Origin of the sequence: Jiangella alkaliphila (assembly GCF_900105925.1) — a bacterium.
Lineage (GTDB): Bacteria > Actinomycetota > Actinomycetes > Jiangellales > Jiangellaceae > Jiangella > Jiangella alkaliphila.
In genome coordinates this window covers 903990-927480 of the sequence record NZ_LT629791.1, presented here as the reverse complement: position 1 = coordinate 927480, position 23491 = coordinate 903990, and the positions used below count along the sequence as shown (strand labels likewise).

The following is a 23491-nucleotide window of genomic DNA, read 5'->3' as shown; positions in this document are numbered from 1 at the left end:
CGGCTCACCTCTCCCGGTAGGTGTCGACCGGGCTGACGGCGGTTGCCGTCAGCGTGATGGCGGGGACGTGCAGGGGCAGATCCGCGACCCGCAGCGGGCAACGGACGGTGACGGTGACGCGGCCACGCTGGCCGGGCGGCGCCCGCAGGCCGGAGACGTCCACGTCGATCTCGGTACGCAGACACGACAGGCCCTGATCGGTCAGCGCCGCACGGGCCACCTCGGCAGCGGCCTCGCGACCGGCCGACGGGGTTCGCTGCAGCGAGGCGGCCCGTGCCGCCTCGGCGGCGGCCTGGTCGACCGCTCCGTCGGCGATGGCGTACCGGCCGGCCAGCGCGATCAGCGCGACCAGGAGCAGCAGACCAGGCGCCAGGACGGCGAGCTCGAGCGTGGCCGAGCCACGGTCCGCCCGGCGGCTCATGGGGCGGTCCAGCGACGGATCGGTGCGGTGGCCGACTGGCTGACGTCGACGCGCCAGCCGGGGATGAGCGTGGTCGAGGAGCCGGTGACCGTCACGGTGACGGTGCCGGCGTCGGTGGTCTCGTGGATGTCGCCGACTCGCATGACGGTGCCGTCGGTCGTCGCCGTCAGGAACTCGGCCGCGCGCGCCGCGCCGCCGCTGCCGTCGTCCATGCTGGCCGCTCGGGTGCCCTCGCGTGCGGCGGACAGGGCGACGTTGCGGGCGTGGAACCAGAGGCCGGCATGCACGATGCCGAAGATCAGCAGGAACACCGCCGGCCAGAGGACGACCGTTTCGAGGGTCGCGGAGCCGCGTTCGCAGCGTCGTCGGGTCATGCCGGTCACCCGATCCGCATCGCGACCGGAGCGGCGAGGAGCAGCATGAACACGACCGCCGTGGCCGCGAGCGGCGCCGTCGCCCGCTCGGTGCGCGACCCGGCCCGCGCTTGATCGCTGGTCAGCAGCTCACTGCGCATCGCCGACGCCCGGGTGCGGAGGACGTCGTAGACGGTGGCGCCCTCGCGCGCGGACATGCGCATGACATCACCTGTGTCGGTGAGTTCGGGCAGCCGGAGGTCGCGGCCCACCGTGCGCAGCGCCTCCCAAGCGGGGACGCCCGCCCAGCGGGCGTGCGCCAACTCGTCGCGCACTCGCTGGAACGCCCACGACCGGCCGATGCGAGCCGCCGACTCCAGTGACTGCGTGGCCCCGGAGCCGGCCGCTCGTTCGAGCGCGACGAGGTCGACGTAGGTGGCCATGGCCCGGCGGAACTCCGCGCGTTTGGCCCGGGCGAGGTCGGCGACCGTGTAGAGCGGCACGTACGACAGCAGCACCGCAGTGACCAGCCCGCTCACCGCGGGCACGACGAACGGCAGCCGTACGCCGGCGATCGCGAGCGCCACGGACGCCGCCGTCGGCAGCACCAGTCCGACGGCCGCGCAGATCGCCCGCTCACCGAGGAACCACGCCACGCTGCGGCGCAGCAGGGCCAGGTCGCGGTACGGCACGTGCAGCAGCGACCACCCGCCGCCGCGCCGCAGGACCGCCCGCCCCAGGCGTCCCGCGAACCCGCCGGCGCCCGTGACGTCGTTGACGTCGGCGGCGAGGTCGGCGAGCTCGGCGCCCGGATCGGCCGTCCCGGTGAGCCGTTGCGCCGCGTACACCGGATGCGGCAGCCGGCCCACGCGTCCGACGAGTTCGCGCCAGATCACCAGGAGCCCGACGCCCACGCCCAGCCCCAGCAGCACCGCGAGCTGCGTCGTCGTCATGGCACACCGTCGGCGACGAGGATCCGCGGCTGCCGCGGCGTGGCGGTGATGCGGCGCATCCACACCAGGCAGCCGATGTAGCCGGTCAGCAGGCCGATGAGCAGCAGTTGACCGGATCCGGCGCGATACGGATCGGCGTACGGCGTCAGCAGCATGAGGCCGAGCCCGCCGGCGCTGATGGCGGTGACCAGCCGCGCCGTCGTGCGGCCGCGCGCCTGTTCGGCGTCGACGGTGCGCCGGACCCGGACGTCGTCGCGGACGGCCGTCGCCAGACCGTCGAGCACACTGCTGAGCTGGTCGCCGCGGCGGCGGGCGCCGAGGATCAGCGCCGCGGCGAGCAGGTCGCCCGTCGCGTCGTCGAGGTCGTCGGCGAACGCGCGCAGCGCCGCCTCGGTGTCCCAGCGTGCTTGGAGCCGGGCGGCCAGGCGGGCGATCTCTGGCCGGATCTTCTCCGGCGCGGTGAGCAGGCTCCCGGCGACGGCCTGCTCGATGCCGACGCCGACGCCCAGCACGGTGGCGAGGTTCTGCGCCCAGTCGCTCATCGCCTCCAGCCGGGCGATGTCTGCCTTCGCCGACGACGTCTGCAGCAGCACGGGCAGCCCCCAGACGGCCGCCGGGATGAGCAGAACGGCGAGCAGCCAGCCGGTGACCAGCCAGACCAGGAGCCCGAAGGCACCGGCCGCGGCGAGGCGGCGACGGGATCGGCGGGCGGCCGGCGTGGCGCCGCGAAGCTGCCGCAGCCGGCGGGCGAGGGTGGCCCCTCGCGGCGCTGCGGAATCGTCCGGCGTCCGGACCAGTCCGAAGCCGGCGGCGGCCAGGCCACCTATTCCGGCGACCGCGGTGACGGCGGCGACGAACGGCCTCATGACGGCCCTCCGAGTCGATCGGCGTCGGCGGGTCGCGCCACTCCGGCGGGCCGGCCTGCGCCGGTCAGCCAGGACGGCGTGGAGTCGGGCCGCAGCCGCCCGTCGGGGCCGAGGCGGAACACGTCGGTGATGGCCGGCTGTCCGCGCTCGCCCGGCTCGAGCGCGATGATCTCGGTGACCAGCCGGCGGCGCCGGGCGGCCTCTGCCTGCGTGGTGCGGCATTCGACGTGGACCACGAGGTCGACGTGCTGGGCGATCTGGCGGTAGGCGAACTCCGCGGAGACGCGGTCGCCGGCCTCCATGGCGCAGGTGACCAGGCGTTCGATCGATGCGCGGGCGGAGTGGGCGTGGATGGTCGACAGCGACCCGGCGCCGGCCTGCATCGCCTTGAACATCGGCAGCACCTCGCGGCCGCGCACCTCGCCGACGATGAGGCGGTCGAGGTTCATGCGGAGCGCGTCGTAGACGAGCTCGTCGAGCGTGATCTCACCGACCGCGCGCCCGTCGGGGCCGCGTTCGCCGCTGCCCGGGCGGGCCTCCCAGGCGACGATGCGCCGGTGCCGTTCACGCAGGTGGTGCAGGTGCAGCTCGTACTCGGTCTCGATGGTGCCGAGCTTCTCCTCCGGGTCGATCTCGTTGGCCAGCGCCCGCGTGAGCGTGGTCTTGCCGGCGCCCATCGACCCCGACACGACGATGCTGCGGCGCGACCGGACCGCCGTGCGCAGGAAGGCCGCCGCCTGGGTCGTCAGCGTGCCGCGTTCGACCAGATCGTCGAGGTCGATGTCGACCAGCCGGTGTCGCCGGATGACCACGACCGGCTGATGCGTCGTCCAGCCGGAGGCGGCCAGCCGGTGTCCGCCGTGCAGGTGCAGATGCAGGCTCGGGCTGGCGGTGGAGAACGTGCGCTCGCTGCTGCCGCCGCGCGAGGCGAGGAACGTGAGCATGTCGACCAGCTCGTCCTCGGACTCGACGACCGGTGGCCGCCGGGTGATGCGTCCGTCGCCGTCGATGACGACCACCGGCTCGGCGCCGTAGACCTCGATGTTCTCGACCGCGGGGTCGTCGATGAGCGGCTGCAGCCGGCCGAGGCCGAACAGCGCGTCGAAGACGGCCCGGGCGAGCGCGGCCTGCTGATCGACGCCGACCGGTACGCCGCCAGACGTGACCGCCTGGCGTACGTGCTCGTCGAGGAGCTGGGCGATGATCTCGCGGCCGGCGGCGCGGCGATCGGCCTCGGCCGCGGTCTCGTCGACCTGGTCGGACAGCCGGGCGGCCGCCTGCTGGCGGAACGCGCGCACCAACGCCCAGTCGATGCCCGGTTCGCGGGGTGGCGTGGCCAGCGGCAGCGCGGCGAGCGCCTCGCGGACGCTGCGCCGTGGCGTGCCGGCGGCGTCGGCGGCAAGGGCGGGTGGCGGCGAGAAGATGGGCAGTCCGGTGATCCGCGGCTCGTTCATCGGACCCCCTTGCCACTGAGCACCGTGGTCTCGAGCGGCAGGTCGACGACCTGGCGTCGACGGTCGTCGGCGGCGAGCAGTTCCGTCACCGCGCCGCGGCCGGAGCGGATCAGCCGTGACGACGTCAGCTGCGACAGGCTGCTGCGCAGGCGCTCGCGGCCGTTGATGCGTTCCGCGGCGACGGGATCCCAGTCGACAGTGGCCCACACCGGCAGCGTCGTGGCCTCGGCCGCTTCGCCCGCCCGGTGTGGACGTCCCTCGCCGACGAGCACCAGGCCGCGCCGGTCGAGAACGGTGCCGTCGCCCGCGCCGTCGGGGAGCTGGTCGACGTTCGACCTGACGGCGACGAGGTCGTCGAGGGCGGTTCGACAGACCACGGCGAGTAGGTCGGCCGCCCGCAAGAGGGCGTCGGGCCCGTGTCGCATGCCGAGCCGTCCGCCGTCGACGAGGACGTCGACGCCGTGCAGGGTGACGTTGCGCAGCAGCGATGCGAGCGTCGCCCAGAAGTCGTCGGTGAGGCTGGCCGCCTGCGCCTTCGTGGCCAGCCCGGGGAGGGCCAGCCGCGCGCCGTCGTCCGTCAGCGCGATGGTCTGCCTGCGCAGCGTGCCGAGGCTCAGCGCGCCGTTGCGATGGGCGAGGGCGAGGTTGATGAGGCCGAGCTCGTGGTCGACCTCGCCGCGCAGGTGGCCGGCCTTGATGCTGCTGCTCCCGGCGACGTCGGCCTCGATCAGCAGGACCGGACGGGGCCAGGTCAGGGCGGCGACCAGTGCGGTCGTGGTGACGCCGGGCGCGCCTCGGACCGAGGTGAACGCGAGCACCGTCATCGGTCGTCACCACCCTGCGCCGCGGCCTCGGACGAGTCGAGCACGATGGCGACCCGCCCGGTGGCGACCTTCGCGACCAGCGTGCCGGCGACGTCGTCGGCCACCACGACGTCGACCACCACGTGGCCGGAGTCGAGCACGCCGGAGACGCTGACCACCGTCGCGGCGACCGAGCGGGGCGGGTCGGACGACGGAGCGTCGCCGAGGCTCGGGGTGCCGAAGACGCGCACGTGGTCGCCGGGGACGAGCTCGGCCTGCGGCAGCTGAGCCTCGGTGACCGCGACTCCGACGACGCTCTGGCCGGCGGCCGGCACGTCGGCCGTCGTGAGGGCGGCCTCGGTGAGCAGCGTGCCGGCGGGCAGGTCGGTCGCGGCGCGCTGCCCGACGACGGCGGACAGCTCGCCGGCGGCGACCGGCCGCAGCGCAGGATCGGGGGCCGCTCGCGCGGTCGTCAGCCGGGCGGCGTCGAGCACCTCGCCCCGGTGGACGGTGTCGGTGACCGCCAGGACGGGAACGGTGTCGCCCGACGACTGCGCCAGGTAGGCCGCGCCGGTGCCGCACGTGGCCAGCAACCCGACGCCCAGCCCGATGAGCGCGGGCCGTCGCCGGTACCGCCGCACTGGTGCGCCGGGCGTGCTGAACGCCGGGTCGAGCGGCTGGTCGAACGAGTCGTCGGTGGTCTCTAGCCCAACGGTCTGCGCCATGGTGTCCCCCGGAGGGATCGTCGCGGTCGCTCGCTCGTTGATCGACTACCTGGCGAGCCGACCAGAGTCAGTGAGCGGATGGGAGTTGTCAACCTGGATCGCCTTTCTCGCTCGAGTGCGGTGTCCGGTGGTCAGGCTGCCGTGGTCAGCGCCGGTCCACGTGCCTGGACGGCGAGGGACAGCCGCTGGATGGCCCGGCTGCAGCGCTGGCGGACGGTCGCCGGCGGAAGGCCGAGCTCGCGCGCGACGAGGTGGGCGCCGCCGTGCTGCCCGGGCAGCGGGCAGTAGACGCGGACCAGGAGCTCGGCGTCGTCAGCGGTGATGATCTCCTTGCTGATGCCCCAGGTCAGCGTCGCGAAGACCTCGACGACCGGGGCCGGAGCGTGATGGAACAACGGCTCGGCGGTGTCGAGGACGGTGGCGTCCACGAGGTCGGGTGGGTCGTCGTCGAGCGCGAGGTTGAAGTGGCGAAGTGCGTCCATGCAGAGGTTCACCGCCACCTTCTGCCGTCGCCTGTCCACCGGGTAGGTGGCGATGGCGTGCCACAGCGCGGCGACGGCGGCCGCCGTGAGCTGGGGGAGATCGCCCCGGACGCCGATGGCGCCGAACCGGTGCGTGCGGCGGGCGAGGTTGACCGCCCGGCCGAGCATGACCTGCAGGACGAGGCGACCGGCGAGATGGTCGTCGCGCTCGGTGCGTTGGTCGAGCAGGCCGATCAGCAGCCCGTCGGCGACGGCCGGCTGATGTCGGCGCGTCCGCCCGATGGTGTCGGCGGCGTCGGCCAGCACCGTGCAGCCGGCGAGGTCTGGTAGCGGCCAGCGCTTCGGGATGGGCCGAGCACCGAGCCGGCGCCATTCGGCATTGAGTTGATCGGTGACGAGGACGGCCGGGCGGGCGGGGATGGCGAGCGTGTTCACCAGTGGGCTCCCAGTGCGGATCAGAGGGGTGTTGACCCGCAGCAGTCCAGCCCGACCGGTTAGCCCGGAAGTTAGCCCTAACGGTCGCTGACCCGCCTCGAGCGGTTGCCCGTTTTCCGGCGGCTGATCGATTCCGCGTGCAGGACCGTGACATCTGGTGCATCCTGGAAGGCTTTGTCCGTCCCCGGCTGTCACATTCGCCGGCCCGAGCGCACCCATAGTCAGCAGACGGGTGTGCTGGAGGGAGTTGCACGTGATCGCATCGTCGACACCGCGTGCCGTGACGCGTGGCCTGGCGGCACTGCTCGGCCTGGCGGCCCTGATGCTGGGTGTACCGGTGGTCCTGTGGGCCGCCGGTGGCTCGCCGCTGCCCGGCGAGTGGCCCTCGTTCGCCGACGTCCGCGCCGCCGCCGTCAGCCCGGACGACGGCTCGTTGTTCCTGGCGGTGCTCATCGTCGCCGGCTGGCTCGGCTGGGGCACGTTCATCCTGAGCCTGCTCGTCGAGGTGCCCGCGGTGCTGCGTGGTCGCCCGGCGCGCCGACTGCCCGGTCTCGGAGCGCAGCAGCGTCTGGTCGCCGGGCTGGTCGCGGCGGCGGCGGCGGTCGGCGCGGGCGGGCACGTCGCGTCGGCCGACTCCGCGTCGCCAGGACCCTGGGAGCCGGCGCCGCCCGTCACCACCGATCTCCTCGACGCACACCAGCGGGCCGGCACCCATGTCGTCGTCGACGGCGACACGTTGTGGGACATCGCCGGGGCCCGGCTCGACGATCCGCGCCGTTATCCGGAGATCGTCGCGGCGTCGTCGGCGACGGTGCAGCCCGGCGGCCGGCGCCTCACCGATCCGGACGTCATCGTTCCTGGCTGGACGCTCACGCTCCCGGCCGCCGGGGAACGGGTGCGCGACCTGCCCGACACCGGCCGGCCGATGTTCGCCGAGGTCGACGGCGCCGGTGACGACACGGATCGCGTGGCCGACGACGACTCAGAGTCGGGCGCGGACGACGGTGAGCTGGTGCGGACGGCGGGTGGGGTCGGGGCCGTGCTCGCGGCTGCGCTCGTCGGCCTGCTGGCGACGCGGCGCGCCCGGGTGCAGCGTCGTCGACGTCCGGGCGAACGGCTCGACGCGGGCAGCGAGGGTGATCAGCACGCCGAGACCGAGCTGCGCCAGGCCGCCGACCCCGTCGCCGTCGAGGTGGTCGATCGTGTGCTGCGCGGGCTGGCCGCCCGGTTGGCGCGAGCCGAGCGCGGGCTGCCGCCGTTGCGTGCCGTCCGGCTGACCAAGCGGACCTTGGAGTTGTATCTCGCCGCGCCGGCCGAACTGCCGCCGCCGTTCGCCGGGACCGCGCACGGCGGCGTGTGGACGGTGCCGCTCGACGAGGCGGTCGAGACCGTCGCGGATGTGCCGGCGCCGTACCCGAGCCTCGTCACCCTTGGGCACGATCACGACGAGGCGCTGGTGCTGCTCGATCTCGAGCAGGTCGGGACGCTGGTGGTCGACGGCCGGCCGGAGCTGGTGCGGTCGGCGCTGACAGCGGTCGCGGTGGAGCTGGCTACCAGCGCGTGGGCCGACGACCTGCGGGTCACGCTCGTCGGGGCGGCGGCGCTGGCCGACCTCGACCTGATCGACACCGGCCGGGTCCGGCACGTGACCGAGGTGGAGCAGCTGCTGGACGAGCTCACGGTGCGGGTCGCCGACGACCGGTTGCTGCTGGCCACGGCCGGGGTCAGCGGCCTCGGCGCCGCGCGCGTCACGCAGGTCGCCGACGCGGCGTGGACACCGGAGATCGTGGTGATCGCGGAGCCGCTGCCGGCCGCACAGTGGAACCGGCTGGAGGCATTGATCGTCACGGCGCCGCGAGTGGCGGTCGCGGCGGTGGTCGGCAGCGGCGAGCCGAGCGGGTCGCCCTCGCGCGGTCACCGGCTGCGTGGTCGCGTGCCGCACTCCGGCGGCGGGACGTGGGTGTTGCGGCTGGACGGACCGCCGTCGCGGCCGGTGGCGGTGCTCGATCCGCTGGGCGTGCCGATCCGGCCGCAGCTCCTGGACGAGCAGACGCGCGGCAGATTCGTCCGGTTGCTGCGCCTCGCCGCCGGCTCCGAGGACGCTGACGTGGAGGCCGCCGATGGGCCGGCTGGTCATGAGGGACGCCGGGCCGGCGGCTCGGTGGGTGACGGCCCTACGCGCGATCGGCAGCCGGACGGCGCTCTGGCTAGGAGCGGTGATGTGGGTGCCGATCTGGCGGCGAACGGTCGCGGGCGCGATGCGCCGGCGCGCGGCCGGGTGGACGACCGTGGTTCGGCGAACGGCGGTTCGAGGCGGCGTGGCTCGGCGGTAGGTGATCCGACGAGGCGTCAACTGACTGATGGCAGTTCGGTGGTCAACGGGACCGTGGGTCGCCGGTCGGCGCGTGGTGTCGCGTCCGGCCGGCGGGTGCTGCCGCGCCTGCTGATGCTGGGCGCCGTCGAGGTGCAGCACGCGGCCGAGCTGGGTGAGCAGACCAAGCTCGGCCAGCTGACGGAGCTGGCGATGTTCATCGCGGTGAATCCGGGGTGCGACTCGAACGCGATCGACGAGGCGATCTGGCCAGGCTCGGCGGTGACGAAGACGACGCGGGGGACGGCGATCTCGAAGCTGCGTCGCTGGCTCGGCACCGACGCGGCGGGATCGTCGTTGCTGCCGCGCACCGACAGCGGTTACACGCTGTACCCCGGCGTCCGCAGCGACTGGGACGACTGGTGTGACCTGCTACCGGACGGTCCGGCGCGGGCCAGCACCGCCGACCTGCGTGCCGCGCTCGAGCTGGTGCGCGGACGGCCGTTCTCGGGACGCGGCCGGCGCCGGTACGACTGGGCGGATCACCTCGCACAAGAGATGATCGCGACCATCGTCGACGGGTGCCATGAGCTGGCGCTGCGGGCGCTCGTCGACGGCGACCCGTGGGAGGCGCTGCGCACGTCGCTGCTCGGCCTGTCCGTCGAACCCGGTGTCGAGCTGCTGTGGCGCGACCGGCTCAAGGCCGAGGCGGCGCTCGCCGATCGTGGCCGGCTGCTGAACAGCATCGGGAAGCTCAGGGCAATCGCCGCCGAGCTCGGCGGCGGGCTCGAGGCCGAGACGGAGAAACTGATCGAGCAGTTGTGGTCGCTACCGGAACCCGCCGCGGGGGCCGGCGATCCGCCGGGCCGACCCCGGTCACCGGCAGGGAGGTGAGCACCGGCATACGCTTCTGGACATGACCGAAGAACGCGGCGTCGAGGCCCTTCGCGAGTCGGGGCTGACCCATCGCATCGTCCGTCATCCGCCGGTGAACAGCCTGGAGGAGGCCGCCACGGCGCGCGGGGTCGAGCCGGCCGCCGTCATCAAAACGATCGTGGTGCGGCGGGCCGACGACGACTACGTGTTCGTGCTGGTGCCCGGCGACCGCACGATCGCCTGGCCGAAGCTGCGCACGCTACTCGGCGTCAACCGGCTGTCGATGCCCGACGCCGGGACGGCGCGCGACGTGACGGGGTACGAGCGCGGGACGATCACGCCGTTCGGGTCGACGCGCGCGTGGCCGGTCATCGCGGACGAGCGGGTCCGCGGGCGGACGGTGTCGATCGGCGCCGGCGCGTTCGGGGTGTCGGCCACCGTCGACGGCGACGACCTGGTGAAGACGCTGGACGCCACGGTCGCGGACGTCACGGACTGACGGCGGAACCCGTCAGGACGGAGGCCAGGACCGTCAGCACGGGCGAGCAGCCGGCGTCGACCTTGACGGTGGCGAGGTCGTCGCCGCGGGTGGTGCCGCGGTTGACGATGATCACGGGCCGCCCGGTCTTCGCCGCGTGCCGGACGAACCGCAGTCCGGACATGACGGTGAGCGACGACCCCGCGACCAGCAGCGCGGCCGCCGAGTCGACCAGCGCGTACGCGGCCTCGACCCGGGGCTTGGGCACGTTCTCGCCGAAGTAGACGATGTCGGGCTTGAGCATGCCGCCGCACGCCTCGCAGTCGGCGACGCGGAAGTGAGCGGTCGCTTCGATGACGGCGTCGGCGTCGGGAGCGATCTCGGCGTCGGCGACCTCGTCGGCGAAGCCGGGGTTCAGGGCCTTCAACCGGGCGGCGACGTGGTCGCGAGGGACGACGCGGCGGCAGTCCAGGCAGAGGACGCGGTCGTAGCGTCCGTGCAGGTCGATGACGTTTCGGCTGCCGGCGGCGTTGTGCAGGGTGTCGACGTTCTGGGTGATGACGCCGACCGCGGCGCCGGCGGCCTCCAGGCGGCTGACGGCGAGGTGGCCGGGGTTGGGCCGGGTGCGGTGGACGTGGCGCCAGCCGACGTGGTTGCGGGCCCAGTAGTGGCGGCGGCGATCGGGGTCGCCGACGAACTGCTGGTAGGTCATGGGTGTGCGCGGCGGGGAGTCGGGGCCGCGGTAGTCGGGGATGCCGGAGTCGGTCGAGATGCCGGCCCCGGTCAGCACGGCGACCGGCCGCCCGGACAGCACCGCGGTCGCCTCGCCGACGGACGGCCAGGCCGGGTGGCCGAGGTCGATACGGTCGAGCACGCTTCGAGCCTATGTCGACGACCCGATCGGGTCACCTGGGCAGGCGTCAGGTGCGCAGAATTGGCGGCATGAGCGCCGTCGTGGGGCCGCGGCGGTAGAGCTGGGCCGGCCGGCCACCGCCGCGGGTGGTGGTGGCGTTGGTGGGTTCGAGGAAGCCGGGCGTGCCGGTGACCTTGCGGTGGAAGTTGCGCGGATCCAGCTCGACCCCCCAGACGGCCTCGTAGACGGCGCGCAGCTCGCCGACGGTGAACTCGGCGGGGCAGAACGCGGTGGCCAGCGAGGTGTACTCGAGCTTGGCCCGGGCCCGCTCCACGCCGTCGGACAGAATGCGGCCGTGGTCGAAGGCGAGCGACCCGGCGTCGCGTAGGAGCTCGGCGACCGGGACGAACCGGCTGGCCGCGGCGTCGGTGCCGGCGACCGGTTCGGGCAGGTCCGGCACCAGCCCGAGGTACGCGACGGAGACGACGCGTTGGCGCGGGTCGCGACGGGGGGCGCCGTAGCTGGCCAGCTGCTCGAGGTGACCGAGCGACGGCGCCAGCCCGGTCTCCTCGCGCAGCTCGCGTAGCGCGGCGTCCGGGAGATCCTCGTCGGGGCGGACGAAGCCGCCGGGCAGGGCGAGCCGGCCGCGGAAGGGATCTTCGCCCCGTTCGACGACCAGGGCGGCGAACCGTCCTGACCGCACGGTGAGGATCACGAGGTCGACGGTGACCGCGAACGGCGGGTAGTCGGAACCGACCATGCCCGCGAGCCTATCTCGTCAGGTTGACGATTACACCTGAACAGTCTTATCGTCGAAGAGACGATAAGAGAGAGGGCCCGAGATGGCAGAGATCCGCAAGTTCGGCCTCGTCCGGCACGTCCGGTCGACCCCGACCGAGCACGTCGTCCACCAGCGCGGCGACCGCGTCGTGCACAGCGGCACCAGCTGCTCGTTCTGGTTCCGGCCGCTGACCGCCGCGCTCAGCGAGGTTCCCGTCGACGATCGCGAGCTGCCGCTGCTGTTCCACGCGCGCACCGGCGACTTCCAGAAGATCGCCGTCCAGTCGACGGTGACCTACCGGTTCGCCGACCCCGAGCAGGTCGCCGGCCGCATCGACTTCGCCATCGACACGGCGACCGGGCGCTGGCGGTCCGCGCCGCTGGACCAGGTCGCGCACCTGCTGACGGAGACCGCGCAGCAGCACGCCGCCGGCCTGCTCGTGACGATCCCGATGGCCGACGCGCTCGGCGCGGGCGTCACGGCGATCCGCGAGCGGCTGTGGACCGGCCTCGTCGACGACGCCCGGCTGCGCGACACAGGCATCGTCGTGCTGGACGTGCGCGTCGTCGCGGTCCGGCCCGATCCGGACATCGAGCGCGCGCTCCAGACGCCGGCCCGCGAGCTGATCCAGGAGGAGGCCGACCGCGCCACCTACGAGCGCCGCGCGCACGCCGTCGAGCGGGAACGGGCGATCAGTGAGAACGAGCTGCAGTCCAAGATCGAGCTGGCCGCGCGCGAGGAGCGGCTGGTCGCGCAGCACGGCGCCAACGAGCGTCGCCGGGCGACGGAGGAGGCGGCGGCCGCGCGCATCGCCGCCGAGGCCGAGGCGGACCGCGTCGGGCTGGCCGCCGGCGCCGAAGCCGACCGCGTCAGGCAGACGGGCACGGCCGAGGCGGACGCGGAGGCGGCCCGGATGAACGTCCTGTCCGAGCTGGACCACCGCACCCTGCTGGCGCTGGCGCTGCGGGAGCTGGCCGGCGGGCTGCCCGACGTCGGCATGGTCAACGTGACGCCGGACCTGGTCACGTCAGTGCTGGCCCGGCTCACCGACGGCGCGGCGCGCTGATGCTGGCGCCGCGCGTGGTGGTCGTGCACCGTCGCACCGAGCTGGAGGAGCTGGTCGACCGGCACGGCACCCGAGGTCAGGCCGAGTTCTTCCTGCGTGGCCGCGGCCGCGACCTCGCCGCCGTCCAGCGCCCGCACGACGCCGACGCGGCGGCCCGGCAGCAGGTCGCGGTGTCCGTGCCCGGCGACTGGCGGCGCGGGACGGTGGAGCGGGCCGACCTGGACCGGTTCCGGTTCGAGGACGGCGACGTCGTGGTGGTCGTCGGGCAGGACGGGCTGGTCGCCAACGTCGCGAAGTACCTGGCCGGCCAGCCGGTCGTCGGCGTGAACCCGGACCCGGAGCGCAACCCGGGCGTGCTCGTCCGGCACCCGCCTGACCGGGTGGCGCGGCTGCTGGCGGACGTCGTCGCGGAGCGGGCCGGCGTCGAGCGGCGCACCATGGTGGCGGCGAAGCTCGACGACGGCCAGACGCTGCTCGCGGTGAACGAGATCTTCGCCGGTCACTCCACTCACCAGTCGGCGCGGTACACATTGACGGCGCCCGGCCGCGAGCCCGAGCGGCAGTCGTCGTCAGGGGTCATCGTCGGGACCGGCACCGGCGCGACGGGGTGGTGCGCCTCGCTCGTGCGCGGCCGGGCGGCGCCGCCGCGGCTCCCGTCGCCGGCCGACCGGACCCTCGCGTGGTTCGTCCGCGAGGCCTGGCCGTCGCCGTCGACCGGGACGAGCTGCGTCGACGGGCTGCTGGCCGCGGGCGACGGGCTGGAGCTGGCGGCCGAGACCGACGGGCTGGTGGTGTTCGGCGACGGGCTCGAGGCGGACCGGCTGGTGCTCAGCTGGGGTCAGCAGCTGCGGGTCGGCGTGGCGGACGCGACGCTGTGCCTGGTGACCGGCTGAGCCGGCTCAGTCGAGGTGGTGGGCCAGCACCTTGCGGTGGCTGTCACGGGCCTCGGCGTGCCGGGCGCGGCCCTTCTCGGTCGCCGTCACGAACATGGCGCGGCGGTCGTCCATACACAGGGATCGGCCCACCAGGCCGGCCCGCTCGAGCCGGGCGACGGCGCGTGAGAACGCGCTCTGGCTGAGGTACATGCCCTCGGCGAGCTCGTGCATGCGCAGCTTGTCCTGGCCGGATTCGATGAGCCGGTCGAGCGCCTCGAACTCGCTGAGGCCCAGACCATGCTGGTCCTGCAGCTCGCGATCGAGGTCGCAGGTGACCTTGTTGTAGCAGGTCATGAGGTCGCGCCACTTCGTGACGAGTTCACGCTCCTCGGTCCCGCTCATGGAGCGCACTTTAACACCGGGGCAACATTGATGCAAGGACATTAAATGCTTGTGCATTTGATGCGCGTGCATGTAACGTCTCGCCCGTGACTGCAACCGCCGTACCACCCTCCACCTCTGCTTCACACGATGACCAGCGCTGGACGCCGCGCCTCTGGGGCGTCCTGGCGGTGCTGTGCCTGGTGATGTTCCTCGACGGTCTCGACGTGTCGATGGTCGGCGTGGCGCTCCCGTCGATCGGCACCGAACTGGGCCTGTCGACCACGTCGCTGCAATGGATCGTCAACGGTTACGTGCTCGGCTACGGAGCGCTGCTGCTCCTGGGTGGCCGCACGGCCGACCTGCTCGGCCGCCGCCGGGTGTTCCTCATCGCCCTCGCCGTCTTCGCCGTCGCGTCACTCGTCGGCGGTCTCGTCGACGACGGCACGCTGCTGATCATCACGCGGTTCGTCAAGGGAGTCGCTGCCGCCTTCACCGCGCCCACCGCGCTGTCCATCCTGACCACGACGTTCCGGGAAGGCCACGCGCGCAACAAGGCGCTGTCGATCTTCGCCGTCTTCGGCGCCAGCGGATACTCGTCCGGGCTCATCCTCGGCGGCCTGCTGACCAGCGCCGGCTGGCGGTGGACGTTCCTCATGCCGGTGCCGCTCGCGATCCTCGCGCTGATCGCCGGCATCGCGCTGATCCCGCGCGACCGTCCCGCCGACGCCGGCGGTCACGACCTGGTCGGAGCAGCGACGCTCACGGCCGGCATGCTGCTCGCCGTCTACTCCGTCGTCTCGGCGCCGGAACGCGGCTGGGCCGACCCTGTCACCATCGTGCTGTTCGTGCTGGCGATCGCGCTCCTGGCGGCGTTCGTCCTGGTCGAGCAGCGCATCGCGCACCCGCTGGTGCGGTTCGGCATCCTGCGCATCGCCACGATCGTCCGGGCCAACATCGCGATGATCGCGCTGTTCGGGTCGTACCTGAGCTTCCAGTTCATGCTGACGATCTACTTCCAGGCCGCACTGGGCTGGTCGCCGCTGCGGATGGCGCTCGCCCTGCTGCCGGCCGGCCTGATCGTGGCGTTCGGCTCGCCGTACATGAGCCGGACGATCGACCGGTACGGCACGCAGCGGCCGATCGTCGCCGCGATGGTGTCGCTGAGCGTGGCCTACGTGTGGTTCCTCGCCTTCGGCGGGGACAGCACGCCGAACTACGCGACCGACATCCTGCCCAGCGTGGTGCTGATCGGGCTCGGGTTCATGCTGGCGTTCTCGTCGATCATGTCGCAGGCCACGGCCGGCGTGGACGACTCCGAGCAGGGGCTGGCGGCCGGCCTGGTCCAGACGTCCGGGCAGATCGGCGGCGCCGTGGTGCTCGCGGTGACGACGGCGCTCGTGACGGCCGGCTCGCACACGGGCGACGGCATGGGGGCGGCGACGTTCGAGCAGTTCCGGCCCGGCCTGATGCTGGTGACGGGTGTCGCGATCGGCGGCCTGGTCGTCATGCTGCTGGGCGTGCGCCGGCGCCGCGACGCCGGCGGCGCCGAGCCGGAGCCCGTCGAGGACGACGTCCTGGAGCCGGCCGTGCCCTGACGGGCGAGCCGCCCATCCGGTACGCCGGCGGCGACGGGGTCAACGGTGCCCCCGTCGCCGTCGCTGCGTTCAGCGAACCCGGGAGAGGTTCGGAAGGCGTTGCGCCGGGATCGGCGAGCCGCCGTCGCCGTCGGGACCACCGTCACCGCCGGCGGAGTAGTGGGCGTCCTGGATGGCAGCGCGGACCGCGCGCTGGCGTTTGAGCCGCTCGATCAGCACGGCGACCCCGAGCCCTGCCACGACCACGGCGCCGCCGACGATGGCGTCGACGATGTAGTGGTTGCCGGTGAGGACGATGGCGGCGAACATCAGCAGCGGCATCGTCGCGCCGATGATGCGCAGCACCAGCACCCGCGACAGCGCGACCCAGGCGATGCCGAGCAGCAGGATCCAGCCGAAGTGCAGGCTCGGCATGGCGGCGTACTCGTTGACGAGCCTGGACGAGCTCATGTCGCGGTAGGTCGGCACCGCGACCGAGACGGTGTCGACGAAGCCGTGCCAGGGCAGGAACCGCGGCGGCGCGAGCGGGTAGAACGCGAAGATCACCAGGCTGAACGCGCCCGACGCGAGCAGCGCGTTGCGATAGAACGGGTACGCCACCGGCCGGCGGGCGATCAGCCAGACCAGAGTGAGCACGAACACCGGCCAATAGCCGTAGATGTAGAAGCCGTTGGCGGCGTCGATCGCCCATTCGTGGTCGAGGATGAGGCTCTGCAGCTCGGTCTCGACGTGTATTCCGAGCGTCTTCTCGAACGAGATGACGTCTTCGGCGTTGCGGAACGCGGCATCGACGCGGTCGCTGGTGAGGCCGCGGACCAGCGTGTAGAGCAGCGCGGCCGAGAGAAGGAAGCCGATCTCCTTCGCGGCCGTGGCGAGTCGTGAGTTGGTATGTACGCGGCGCAGCGTGGGCGGTCGCCGCGACAGGGTGTCCGAGGCCATCGGTCCTCCATGCTGGCGACGTGCCAGGAGCGCCAGCGCCCCCTTGAAGTTCTGCCTCTACTTGTCGGCCGACAAGTGCTGTGTGTCTCACGCTACGACCGCACTTGTCGGCCGGCAAGTAGTTAACGTATTGTGTGGCCGCGCTCACTTCCCGATCAGCGAGGCGGCGACGGAGATGACAGACGAGGGGCGCCCCGGCATGGACACGGCCGGAAACATCCGCGAGGTCGCGCTCGACCTGTTCTCCCGGCAGGGCTACGAGCGCTCGACGCTACGTGAGATAGCCGACGCACTCGGCATCACCAAGGCGGCGGTCTACTACCACTACCGGACGAAGGTGGAGATTCTCGACGACCTGTTGCGGCCGATGGTCGACGGGGAGGACTGGATCATCGCCGACGCGGAATCGGACACGTCGGCGATCGACCAGCCGGGCTGGCGGCTGACGCTCGTCGAGCGCTACATCGACCTGCTGCTGGCCCATCGCCGGGTCGCGACCTACGCGATGAACGACATCGCCGGCGTGTCGAACTCGACCCTGCTCGGCCGCATGCGCGCCAACGACGCACGGCTGGCGGGGCTGCTGGCCAACGGCGATCTGTCGGTCGAGCAGCGAGTGCGGACATCGGCCGCGCTGGGCGTGGTGGTGGCGATCCTGGCGCTGCCCGACGTCTCGAACGCGGAGCTGCGACCGCAACTGCTGCAGGTGGTGCGCGACGTGCTGGGGCTGAGCGAGCACGTGGCGGACGTCGCCTCGGCCTGACCCCCTGCGACACGCGCCGGACACGACCGAGCGGCACCACCCCGGGGGGCGAGAATGGTGCCGCTCTTGCTTACGAGGCTATGTCCGGCCCCGGTCGAACGCGAAGGGAACGAGGAAAAATCTTGCCCGGTCGCGTGACACGTGGGGGAACGGGGAGTCGTGTGCTTGTCGTGACGGTTGCGGCGGCCTTGCAGCTCACGGCCTGCTCGGGATCGACCTCTGATTCGACGGATACCGGCTCATCCTCCGCCGGGGCTACTCCCGAAGACAGCCGGGCGGACCGTTCGCCGGAACCGCCGAGTGAGCCGGCCACTGACCAGTCGCCGGACCCGTCGCCCGACTGCGACAGCCCGTGCTACGGCGAGCCGGACACCGTCGGGACCCTCACGGACGACACCGTCGCCGAGGTGAGCGGCATGGCGGCGAGCGTCCGGACACCGGGCCTCTACTACGTCGTCAGCGACGAGCCCGGCACGGCAGAGGTGGCGGTGGTCCAGGAGGACGGCACCCCGGTCGCCCGGCTCGAGCTGGCCGGCATGGACACCGAGAACGCCGAGGCGCTGGCCGTCGGCCCGTGCGGCGACGACCCGGAGACGTCGTGCCTGTACGTAGGCGACATCGGCGACCACGTCGGCCGCGACCACGTGACCGTCTACCGGGCGCCGGAGCCGGACCTCGACGACCCGCCGGCCAGCCTCGACGTCGACGCCGACGCGCTGGAGTTCGACTACGAGGCCGGGCCGACCGACGCCGAGACACTCCTCGTCGACCCGGACGGCCGCCTGCTGGTCGTCAGCAAGGCGCCGTTCGACGAGGACACCGGCGAGACCGGCAGCACCCGGCTGTACCGCGGCCCGGCCGACGGCGGCGAGTTCGCGCTGCTGGGCGAGATCGAGCTGCCGGAGCCGGAGGACGGCTTCCTCGCGGGGCTGGTCGGCAACGTCGTCACCGACGCCTCCGCCGACCTCGCCGCCGGCCGCGTGCTGCTGCGGACGTACGACGAGGTGCTGGAGTACCGCGCGGCGGAGCCAGGCGCCGACATCGCGACGTTCCCGGACTGGCCGCGGCGGCGGGTCCCGGCCGGCAGTGTCCTGCAGGCCGAGACCGTCGCCTACCTCGTCGACGACTGCGGCTATCTCACGACGTCGGAGCTGACCGGCACGATCGACGCCGTCCGCTGCACCGGCTGAGTCAGGCCGTCCGGCGCGGCCGGTGCGTCGCGAGGAGCAGCAGTGCGCCGACGCCGATCAGCAGCGCGCCCGCCAGCATGGCCGCGACGCCGGATCCGGTGCCCGTGTCGGGCAGTTCCGGATCGGTGGACGGCGACGGATCCGGGCTCGCGGACCAGGTCGGCGAGGGCGACTCCGACGGAGACGGCGCCTCCGACGGCGAGGGCGACTCCGACGGCGTCCCCGTCCCGGACGGCGACGGCGTCTCCGAAGGCGACTCCGTGGGCGACTCGGAAGGCGACTCCGACGGCGTCGGCGATCCGGTCGGCGTGGGTGACGGCGTCCCCGAACCGCTGACCGTCACCCGATGCGTCGCCGAATCGTTGCCGCCGTCGCCGTCGGACACCCGTACCCCGACGTCGAACGTCCCCGCGTCCGAGAAGGTTTGCACGATCGACCGCTGCGCCCCACCCACCACGGTCTGGTCGTCCACACCGTCGCCCTCCCAGTCGACGACGTACGTGTACGACTCCACCGAGGCGCCCGGGTCCACGACGGCGACCGAGAGCCCGCCCGACCCACCCACCGCCACGGCGTCCGGCCCCGACACAGTCAGCTCCGGGGCCACGTTCTGCACGACCACGTCGGTCTCGTACTCGGTGAACCGGCCGATCGCGTTGGTGATCCGCGCCGTCACGCCGACCACCGACGGCCCGTCCGCCGTGAACGTCGCCGGGACCGGAGCCGCCGACGCGCTGCCGACCACGTCGAACACGCCGTCGCCGTCCCAGTCGTAGCTATAGGTGAACGGTTCGACGAGGGCGCCGCCGGGGTCGGCCTGGCCGGAAAACGACACCGTCGCCACCGAGCCCTCCGCCACCGGCCCGTCGTTCGCCACGACCGCCGTCGGCGTCGTCGCGACCACTCCGGTCCCGGACAGCGACACGATGTGGTTGACGCCGTCGACCACGAGCACGTCGCCCGCCGACGCCGCGCCCGCCGCGACCGGCGTGAACGCGTACGTCACCGCGCACGACGCACCGGCCGCGAGCGGGCCGCCGCAGGTCGACGTCGCCGCGAACGCGTCCGACTCGACGGCGGGCGCGCTCACGGACGGCGTCCGGGTGATGTTCGAGCGGTTGGTGACGGTGACGTCCAGTTCCGCCGTCTCGTCCACGACCACCGCGCCGAACGCGAGCGCCGCCGACGACACCTCGATCGGGGCCGCGCCGGCACCGGTCAGCGACACCGTGTACGACACGCCCTCCAGCGTGAGCGGCACGTCGATCGTGTCGGCGCCGACGGTGGCGGGCGTGTACGTGTACCGGAACTCGCAGGTCTCGTCCGGCTCCAGCTCCGACCCGTCACACGTCGTCGTCGACTCGAACGGCTCGCCCGCGGGCACCAGCCCGCCGGTCACCACGGGCGCCAGCGCCTGGTCGGCGATGTTCCGGATGGTCAGGACCTCGGTCCCGGTCTCGTCGACGAACACCGAGCCGAAGCCCATGGTCGTCGACGTCATGCTGAAGTCGTCGGGATCGGCCAGTGCCAGCGGCGCGACCACCCCGACCGCCCCGATCCCGATGCACAGCGCGCCGATCGGCCGTGCCCATCGTCCCGCCCCCATGACGTCCTCCGCCCCTACCGCGACGCCGCGGTCCCACCCTCGCCCCCGGGCCGTCCGGGCACGTCGCCTGCGACCGTAGCGACGCCGATGGGGCCTGATCATGAGACGACGCTGAGATCTTCATTACGCAATCCGGGTATACCGCGCGGCCCCCTCTGGTGTCGTTCCCACAACGTCGTACCGTTGATGCCCGGCTCGCATCGCAGTCCGTCCGACGGAGGCTGGAATCCCGCATGCACGACAACCGCGCCCTGGTCGAGAACCGTCTGAAGCGAATCCTGACCCAGCGCCTCGCGCCGGCCGTCCACCGCACGGTCGCGCCCTTATCCCTGACGGTCTGGCACGTCGACGGCGGCCAGGGTGAGCCGGTGCCGCCGCAGGCCGCGCTGCCCGGCGGCGAGGCGGTCGCCGACGGCCGGTACGTCCCGGCCGAGGTGGGCGAGCGCTGGGGGCCGCCGTGGGGGACGTCGTGGTTCCACGTGACCGGCGAGGTGCCGGCCGAGGCGGCCGGCCGCCGGGTCGAGCTGGTGCTCGACCTCGGCTGGGCCGACCACTCGCCGGGCTTCCAGGCCGAGGGGTTGGCGTACCGGCCGGACGGGTCGGTCGTGAAGGGGCTGCACCCGCGCAACGCGTGGCTGCCGGTCGCCGACCCGGCCATCGGCGGCGAGCGCATCGACCTCTACGTCGAGGCGGCCGGCAACCCGCAGCTGCTCCCCGGCGGCGACGCGATGTTCGCCGCCACGCCGCTCGGGGAGAAGTCGACCGCCGGCAGCGAGCCGCTGTACCGCGTCAACCGGGCCGACGTCGCCGTCTTCGAGCGGGACGTGTGGGAGCTCTGGCAGGACCTGCAGGCGATCGGCGGCCTGATGCCGCAGCTGCCCGAGGGCGAGCCGCGACGGTGGCAGCTGCTGCGCGCCGTCGAGCGGTCCCTCGACGCGTTGGACCTGCAGGACGTCGCCGGCACGGCCGCGGCCGCCCGGGCGCACCTCACCGACGTCCTCACCAGGCCGGCGAACGCCAGCGCGCACCACCTCTCCGCCGTCGGGCACGCCCACATCGACTCCGCGTGGCTGTGGCCGGTCCGCGAGACCGTCCGCAAGGTCGCGCGCACGACGTCGAACGTGGTCAGCCTGCTCGATGAGTACCCCGACCTCGTCTACGCGATGTCGTCGGCGCAGCAGTACGCGTGGATCGAGGAGCACCGCCCGCAGGTCTTCGAGCGGGTCGCGGCGCAGGTCAAGGGCGGCCGGTTCGTGCCCGTCGGCGGCATGTGGGTCGAGTCCGACACCAACCTGCCCGGCTCGGAGGCGATGGCCCGGCAGCTGGTGCACGGCAAGCGGTACTTCCTCGAGACGTTCGGCGTCGACACGCAGGAGGTCTGGCTGCCCGACTCGTTCGGCTACTCGCCCGCGTTGCCGCAGCTGGTCGCGCTGTCGGGGTCGCGCTGGTTCCTCACCCAGAAGATCTCGTGGAACAAGCAGAACGTCTTTCCGCACCACACGTTCTGGTGGGAGGGGCTCGACGGCACCCGCGTCTTCACCCACTTCCCGCCGGTCGACACCTACAACTCCGACCTGTCCGGCGGCGAGCTGGCGCACGCCGTCCGCAACTTCCGCGACAAGGGCGACGCCAACCGCTCGCTGGTCCCGTTCGGCTGGGGCGACGGCGGCGGCGGGCCCACCCGCGAGATGATCGCCCAGGCGCGCCGGACGGCCGACCTGGAGGGCTCGCCGCGGGTCACCATCGAGAAGCCGGCCGACTTCTTCGCCGCCGCCGAGGCCGAGTACCCCGATGCGCCGGTGTGGTCCGGCGAGCTGTACCTCGAGATCCACCGCGCCACGTACACGTCGCAGGCCAAGACCAAGCAGGGCAACCGGCGCAGCGAGCACCTGCTGCACGAGGCCGAGCTGTGGTCGGCGACGGCGGCCGTGGCGGGCCTGGCCGAGTACCCGCACGACGACCTGGACCGCATCTGGAAGCAGGTCCTGCTCAACCAGTTCCACGACATCCTGCCCGGCTCGTCGATCGCCTGGGTGCACCGTGAGGCGCGCGACCAGTACGCGCGCATCGCCGCCGAGCTGACCGAGATCGTCGGCCGCGCGCAGCAGGCGCTGGCCGGGTCCGGCAGCACCAGTGTCGCGTTCAACGCCGCGCCGCACGGCCGCTGCGACGTGCCCGCCTTCGCGGCGACCCCTGTGGCGCTGACCGAGTCCGCGCCGGCGACCGCCGTCACCCCGGCCGACGGCGGCTACGTGCTCGACAACGGCCTGCTGCGGGTGACCGTCGACGGCCGCGGGCTGCTGACGTCGGTGCTCGACCTCGAGGCCGGCCGCGAGGTGCTCGCGGGTCCCGCCAACCTGCTGCAGCTGCACCAGGACCTCCCCAACCAGTGGGACGCCTGGGACGTCGACGAGTTCTACCGCAACACCGTCACCGACCTCGTGGACGTCGACGAGCTGAGCGCCGCCGGGCCGTCCACCGTCCGGGTGGCGCGCACCTTCGGCGACTCGCACGTCGTCCAGGAGATCGCCCTCGAACCCGGCGCCAAGCGCGTCGACGTCACCACCGAGGCCGACTGGCACGAGCGGGAGAAGTTCCTGAAGGCGGCCTTCCCGCTCGACCTGCAGACGCAGCGGGCGGCGTACGAGACGCAGTTCGGGCACCACTACCGCCCGACGCACGAGAACACGTCGTGGGACGCGGCCAGGTTCGAGGTGTGCGCGCACCGGTTCGTGCACCTCGAGGAGCCCGGCTACGGCGTCGCGCTGGTCAACGACTCGACCTACGGCCACGACGTGCGCCGTGGCGGCGCGCCGGGCGGCGGCACGACGACGACCGTGCGGCTGTCGCTGCTGCGCGCGCCGCGCTACCCCGACCCCGAGACCGACCAGGGCGTGCACACGCTGCGGTACTCGCTGGTGCCCGGCGCGTCGATCGACGACGCGGTGCGCGAGGGCTACGCGCTGAACCTGCCGCCGCGCCTCGTCGAGGGCGCCGGGCACGAGGTCGAGCCGCTGGTCCGGGTGTCCGGCGGTTCGGTCGTCGTGTCGGCGGTCAAGCTGGCCGACGACCGCTCCGGCGACGTCGTCGTCCGGCTCTACGAGGCACGCGGCGGCCGGACCTCGGCGACGCTGACCCCGTCGTTCCCGGTGGCCGGCGTCGAGGAGACCGACCTGCTGGAGCGGCCGGTCGAAGCGTCAGCGCTGGTCACCGGCGGTGACGGCGTGACGCTTCGACTGCGGCCGTTCCAGATCGTGACGTTGCGGCTGCGCCGGGCCTGAC

21 protein-coding genes are annotated in these 23491 nt (G+C 73.1%); 8 read left to right on the top strand and 13 right to left on the bottom strand.

The genetic code is table 11. The features are described 5' to 3' along the window. Positions 1-4 precede the first annotated feature (4 nt). From BLV05_RS04335 to BLV05_RS04300, 8 genes are all read right to left on the bottom strand, one after another. Complete coding sequence (locus BLV05_RS04335; RefSeq protein ID WP_046771945.1) at positions 5-421, bottom strand: TadE/TadG family type IV pilus assembly protein; 417 nt, start codon at positions 419-421, stop codon at positions 5-7. Continuing rightward, the gene (locus tag BLV05_RS04330) at positions 418-795 is read right to left on the bottom strand and encodes a TadE family protein (protein WP_046771979.1); all 378 of its coding nucleotides are present in this window, start codon (positions 793-795) and stop codon (positions 418-420) included. Before BLV05_RS04330 ends, BLV05_RS04335 begins: the two co-directional genes overlap by 4 nt. 5 nt (positions 796-800) lie before the next feature. Then, positions 801-1727 (bottom strand): type II secretion system F family protein, encoded by a 927-nt coding sequence (locus BLV05_RS04325; RefSeq protein WP_046771946.1) that lies wholly within the window; start codon positions 1725-1727, stop codon positions 801-803. Continuing rightward, a complete protein-coding gene (locus tag BLV05_RS04320) occupies positions 1724-2593 on the bottom strand; it encodes a type II secretion system F family protein (protein ID WP_046771947.1) in 870 nt (289 codons plus the stop codon). Before BLV05_RS04320 ends, BLV05_RS04325 begins: the two co-directional genes overlap by 4 nt. Beyond that, on the bottom strand, positions 2590-4047 hold the full coding sequence (locus BLV05_RS04315; RefSeq protein WP_052763017.1) for a CpaF family protein: 1458 nt from the start codon (positions 4045-4047) through the stop codon (positions 2590-2592). Before BLV05_RS04315 ends, BLV05_RS04320 begins: the two co-directional genes overlap by 4 nt. After that, positions 4044-4871, bottom strand: a complete 828-nt coding sequence (locus BLV05_RS04310) for a hypothetical protein (protein WP_052763018.1) — start codon at positions 4869-4871, stop codon at positions 4044-4046. The genes BLV05_RS04315 and BLV05_RS04310 overlap by 4 nt, the downstream gene beginning before the upstream one ends. Then, on the bottom strand, positions 4868-5575 hold the full coding sequence (locus BLV05_RS04305) for an SAF domain-containing protein (protein WP_046771948.1): 708 nt from the start codon (positions 5573-5575) through the stop codon (positions 4868-4870). Before BLV05_RS04305 ends, BLV05_RS04310 begins: the two co-directional genes overlap by 4 nt. A 131-nt stretch (positions 5576-5706) precedes the next feature. Further along, positions 5707-6492 (bottom strand): hypothetical protein, encoded by a 786-nt coding sequence (locus tag BLV05_RS04300; protein WP_046771949.1) that lies wholly within the window; start codon positions 6490-6492, stop codon positions 5707-5709. 280 nt (positions 6493-6772) lie between these two features. Between BLV05_RS04300 and BLV05_RS04295 the strand changes: the two genes are divergently transcribed. Then, entirely contained in the window at positions 6773-9697 is a 2925-nt protein-coding gene (locus BLV05_RS04295; protein ID WP_046771950.1) for a LysM peptidoglycan-binding domain-containing protein, read from the top strand. Between the two features lie 22 nt (positions 9698-9719). Further along, positions 9720-10178 (top strand): aminoacyl-tRNA deacylase, encoded by a 459-nt coding sequence (locus BLV05_RS04290; RefSeq protein WP_046771951.1) that lies wholly within the window; start codon positions 9720-9722, stop codon positions 10176-10178. Here BLV05_RS04290 and BLV05_RS04285 read toward each other — a convergent pair. Together BLV05_RS04285 and BLV05_RS04280 are read right to left on the bottom strand one after the other, a co-directional pair. Then, positions 10168-11031, bottom strand: coding sequence for an NAD-dependent protein deacetylase (locus BLV05_RS04285; protein WP_231948737.1), 864 nt, complete (start codon positions 11029-11031; stop codon positions 10168-10170). The two genes, BLV05_RS04290 and BLV05_RS04285, sit on opposite strands and share 11 nt — an antisense overlap. Before the next feature lie 46 nt (positions 11032-11077). Beyond that, positions 11078-11770, bottom strand: coding sequence for an NUDIX hydrolase (locus tag BLV05_RS04280; protein WP_046771952.1), 693 nt, complete (start codon positions 11768-11770; stop codon positions 11078-11080). 82 nt (positions 11771-11852) lie between these two features. Here BLV05_RS04280 and BLV05_RS04275 point away from each other — a divergent pair, with 82 nt between their 5' ends. Both BLV05_RS04275 and BLV05_RS04270 read left to right on the top strand, forming a co-directional pair. Beyond that, positions 11853-12857, top strand: a complete 1005-nt coding sequence (locus BLV05_RS04275; RefSeq protein WP_046771953.1) for an SPFH domain-containing protein — start codon at positions 11853-11855, stop codon at positions 12855-12857. Then, a complete protein-coding gene (locus BLV05_RS04270; RefSeq protein ID WP_046771954.1) occupies positions 12854-13750 on the top strand; it encodes an NAD(+)/NADH kinase in 897 nt (298 codons plus the stop codon). Before BLV05_RS04275 ends, BLV05_RS04270 begins: the two co-directional genes overlap by 4 nt. Before the next feature lie 6 nt (positions 13751-13756). Here the strand turns inward: BLV05_RS04270 and BLV05_RS04265 are convergent, their stop codons facing one another. After that, the gene (locus tag BLV05_RS04265; RefSeq protein WP_046771955.1) at positions 13757-14134 is read right to left on the bottom strand and encodes a MarR family winged helix-turn-helix transcriptional regulator; all 378 of its coding nucleotides are present in this window, start codon (positions 14132-14134) and stop codon (positions 13757-13759) included. A gap of 86 nt (positions 14135-14220) precedes the next feature. Here BLV05_RS04265 and BLV05_RS04260 point away from each other — a divergent pair, with 86 nt between their 5' ends. Continuing rightward, complete coding sequence (locus BLV05_RS04260) at positions 14221-15711, top strand: MFS transporter (RefSeq protein WP_046771956.1); 1491 nt, start codon at positions 14221-14223, stop codon at positions 15709-15711. Between the two features lie 69 nt (positions 15712-15780). Here the strand turns inward: BLV05_RS04260 and BLV05_RS04255 are convergent, their stop codons facing one another. Beyond that, complete coding sequence (locus BLV05_RS04255; protein WP_052763019.1) at positions 15781-16650, bottom strand: phosphatase PAP2 family protein; 870 nt, start codon at positions 16648-16650, stop codon at positions 15781-15783. 199 nt (positions 16651-16849) lie between these two features. On the opposite strand from BLV05_RS04255, the gene BLV05_RS36850 reads away from it, so the two are divergent. Both BLV05_RS36850 and BLV05_RS04245 read left to right on the top strand, forming a co-directional pair. Next, positions 16850-17413 carry a TetR/AcrR family transcriptional regulator gene (locus BLV05_RS36850; RefSeq protein ID WP_052763020.1) on the top strand — a complete coding sequence of 188 codons (564 nt, stop codon included), beginning with the start codon at positions 16850-16852 and terminating at the stop codon, positions 17411-17413. A gap of 416 nt (positions 17414-17829) precedes the next feature. Continuing rightward, complete coding sequence (locus BLV05_RS04245; RefSeq protein WP_152691031.1) at positions 17830-18603, top strand: hypothetical protein; 774 nt, start codon at positions 17830-17832, stop codon at positions 18601-18603. Between the two features lies 1 nt (position 18604). Here the strand turns inward: BLV05_RS04245 and BLV05_RS04240 are convergent, their stop codons facing one another. Beyond that, positions 18605-20209 (bottom strand): choice-of-anchor D domain-containing protein, encoded by a 1605-nt coding sequence (locus tag BLV05_RS04240; protein WP_046771958.1) that lies wholly within the window; start codon positions 20207-20209, stop codon positions 18605-18607. 233 nt (positions 20210-20442) lie between these two features. Between BLV05_RS04240 and BLV05_RS04235 the strand changes: the two genes are divergently transcribed. Beyond that, a complete protein-coding gene (locus BLV05_RS04235) occupies positions 20443-23490 on the top strand; it encodes an alpha-mannosidase (RefSeq protein ID WP_046771959.1) in 3048 nt (1015 codons plus the stop codon). Position 23491 lies beyond the last annotated feature (1 nt).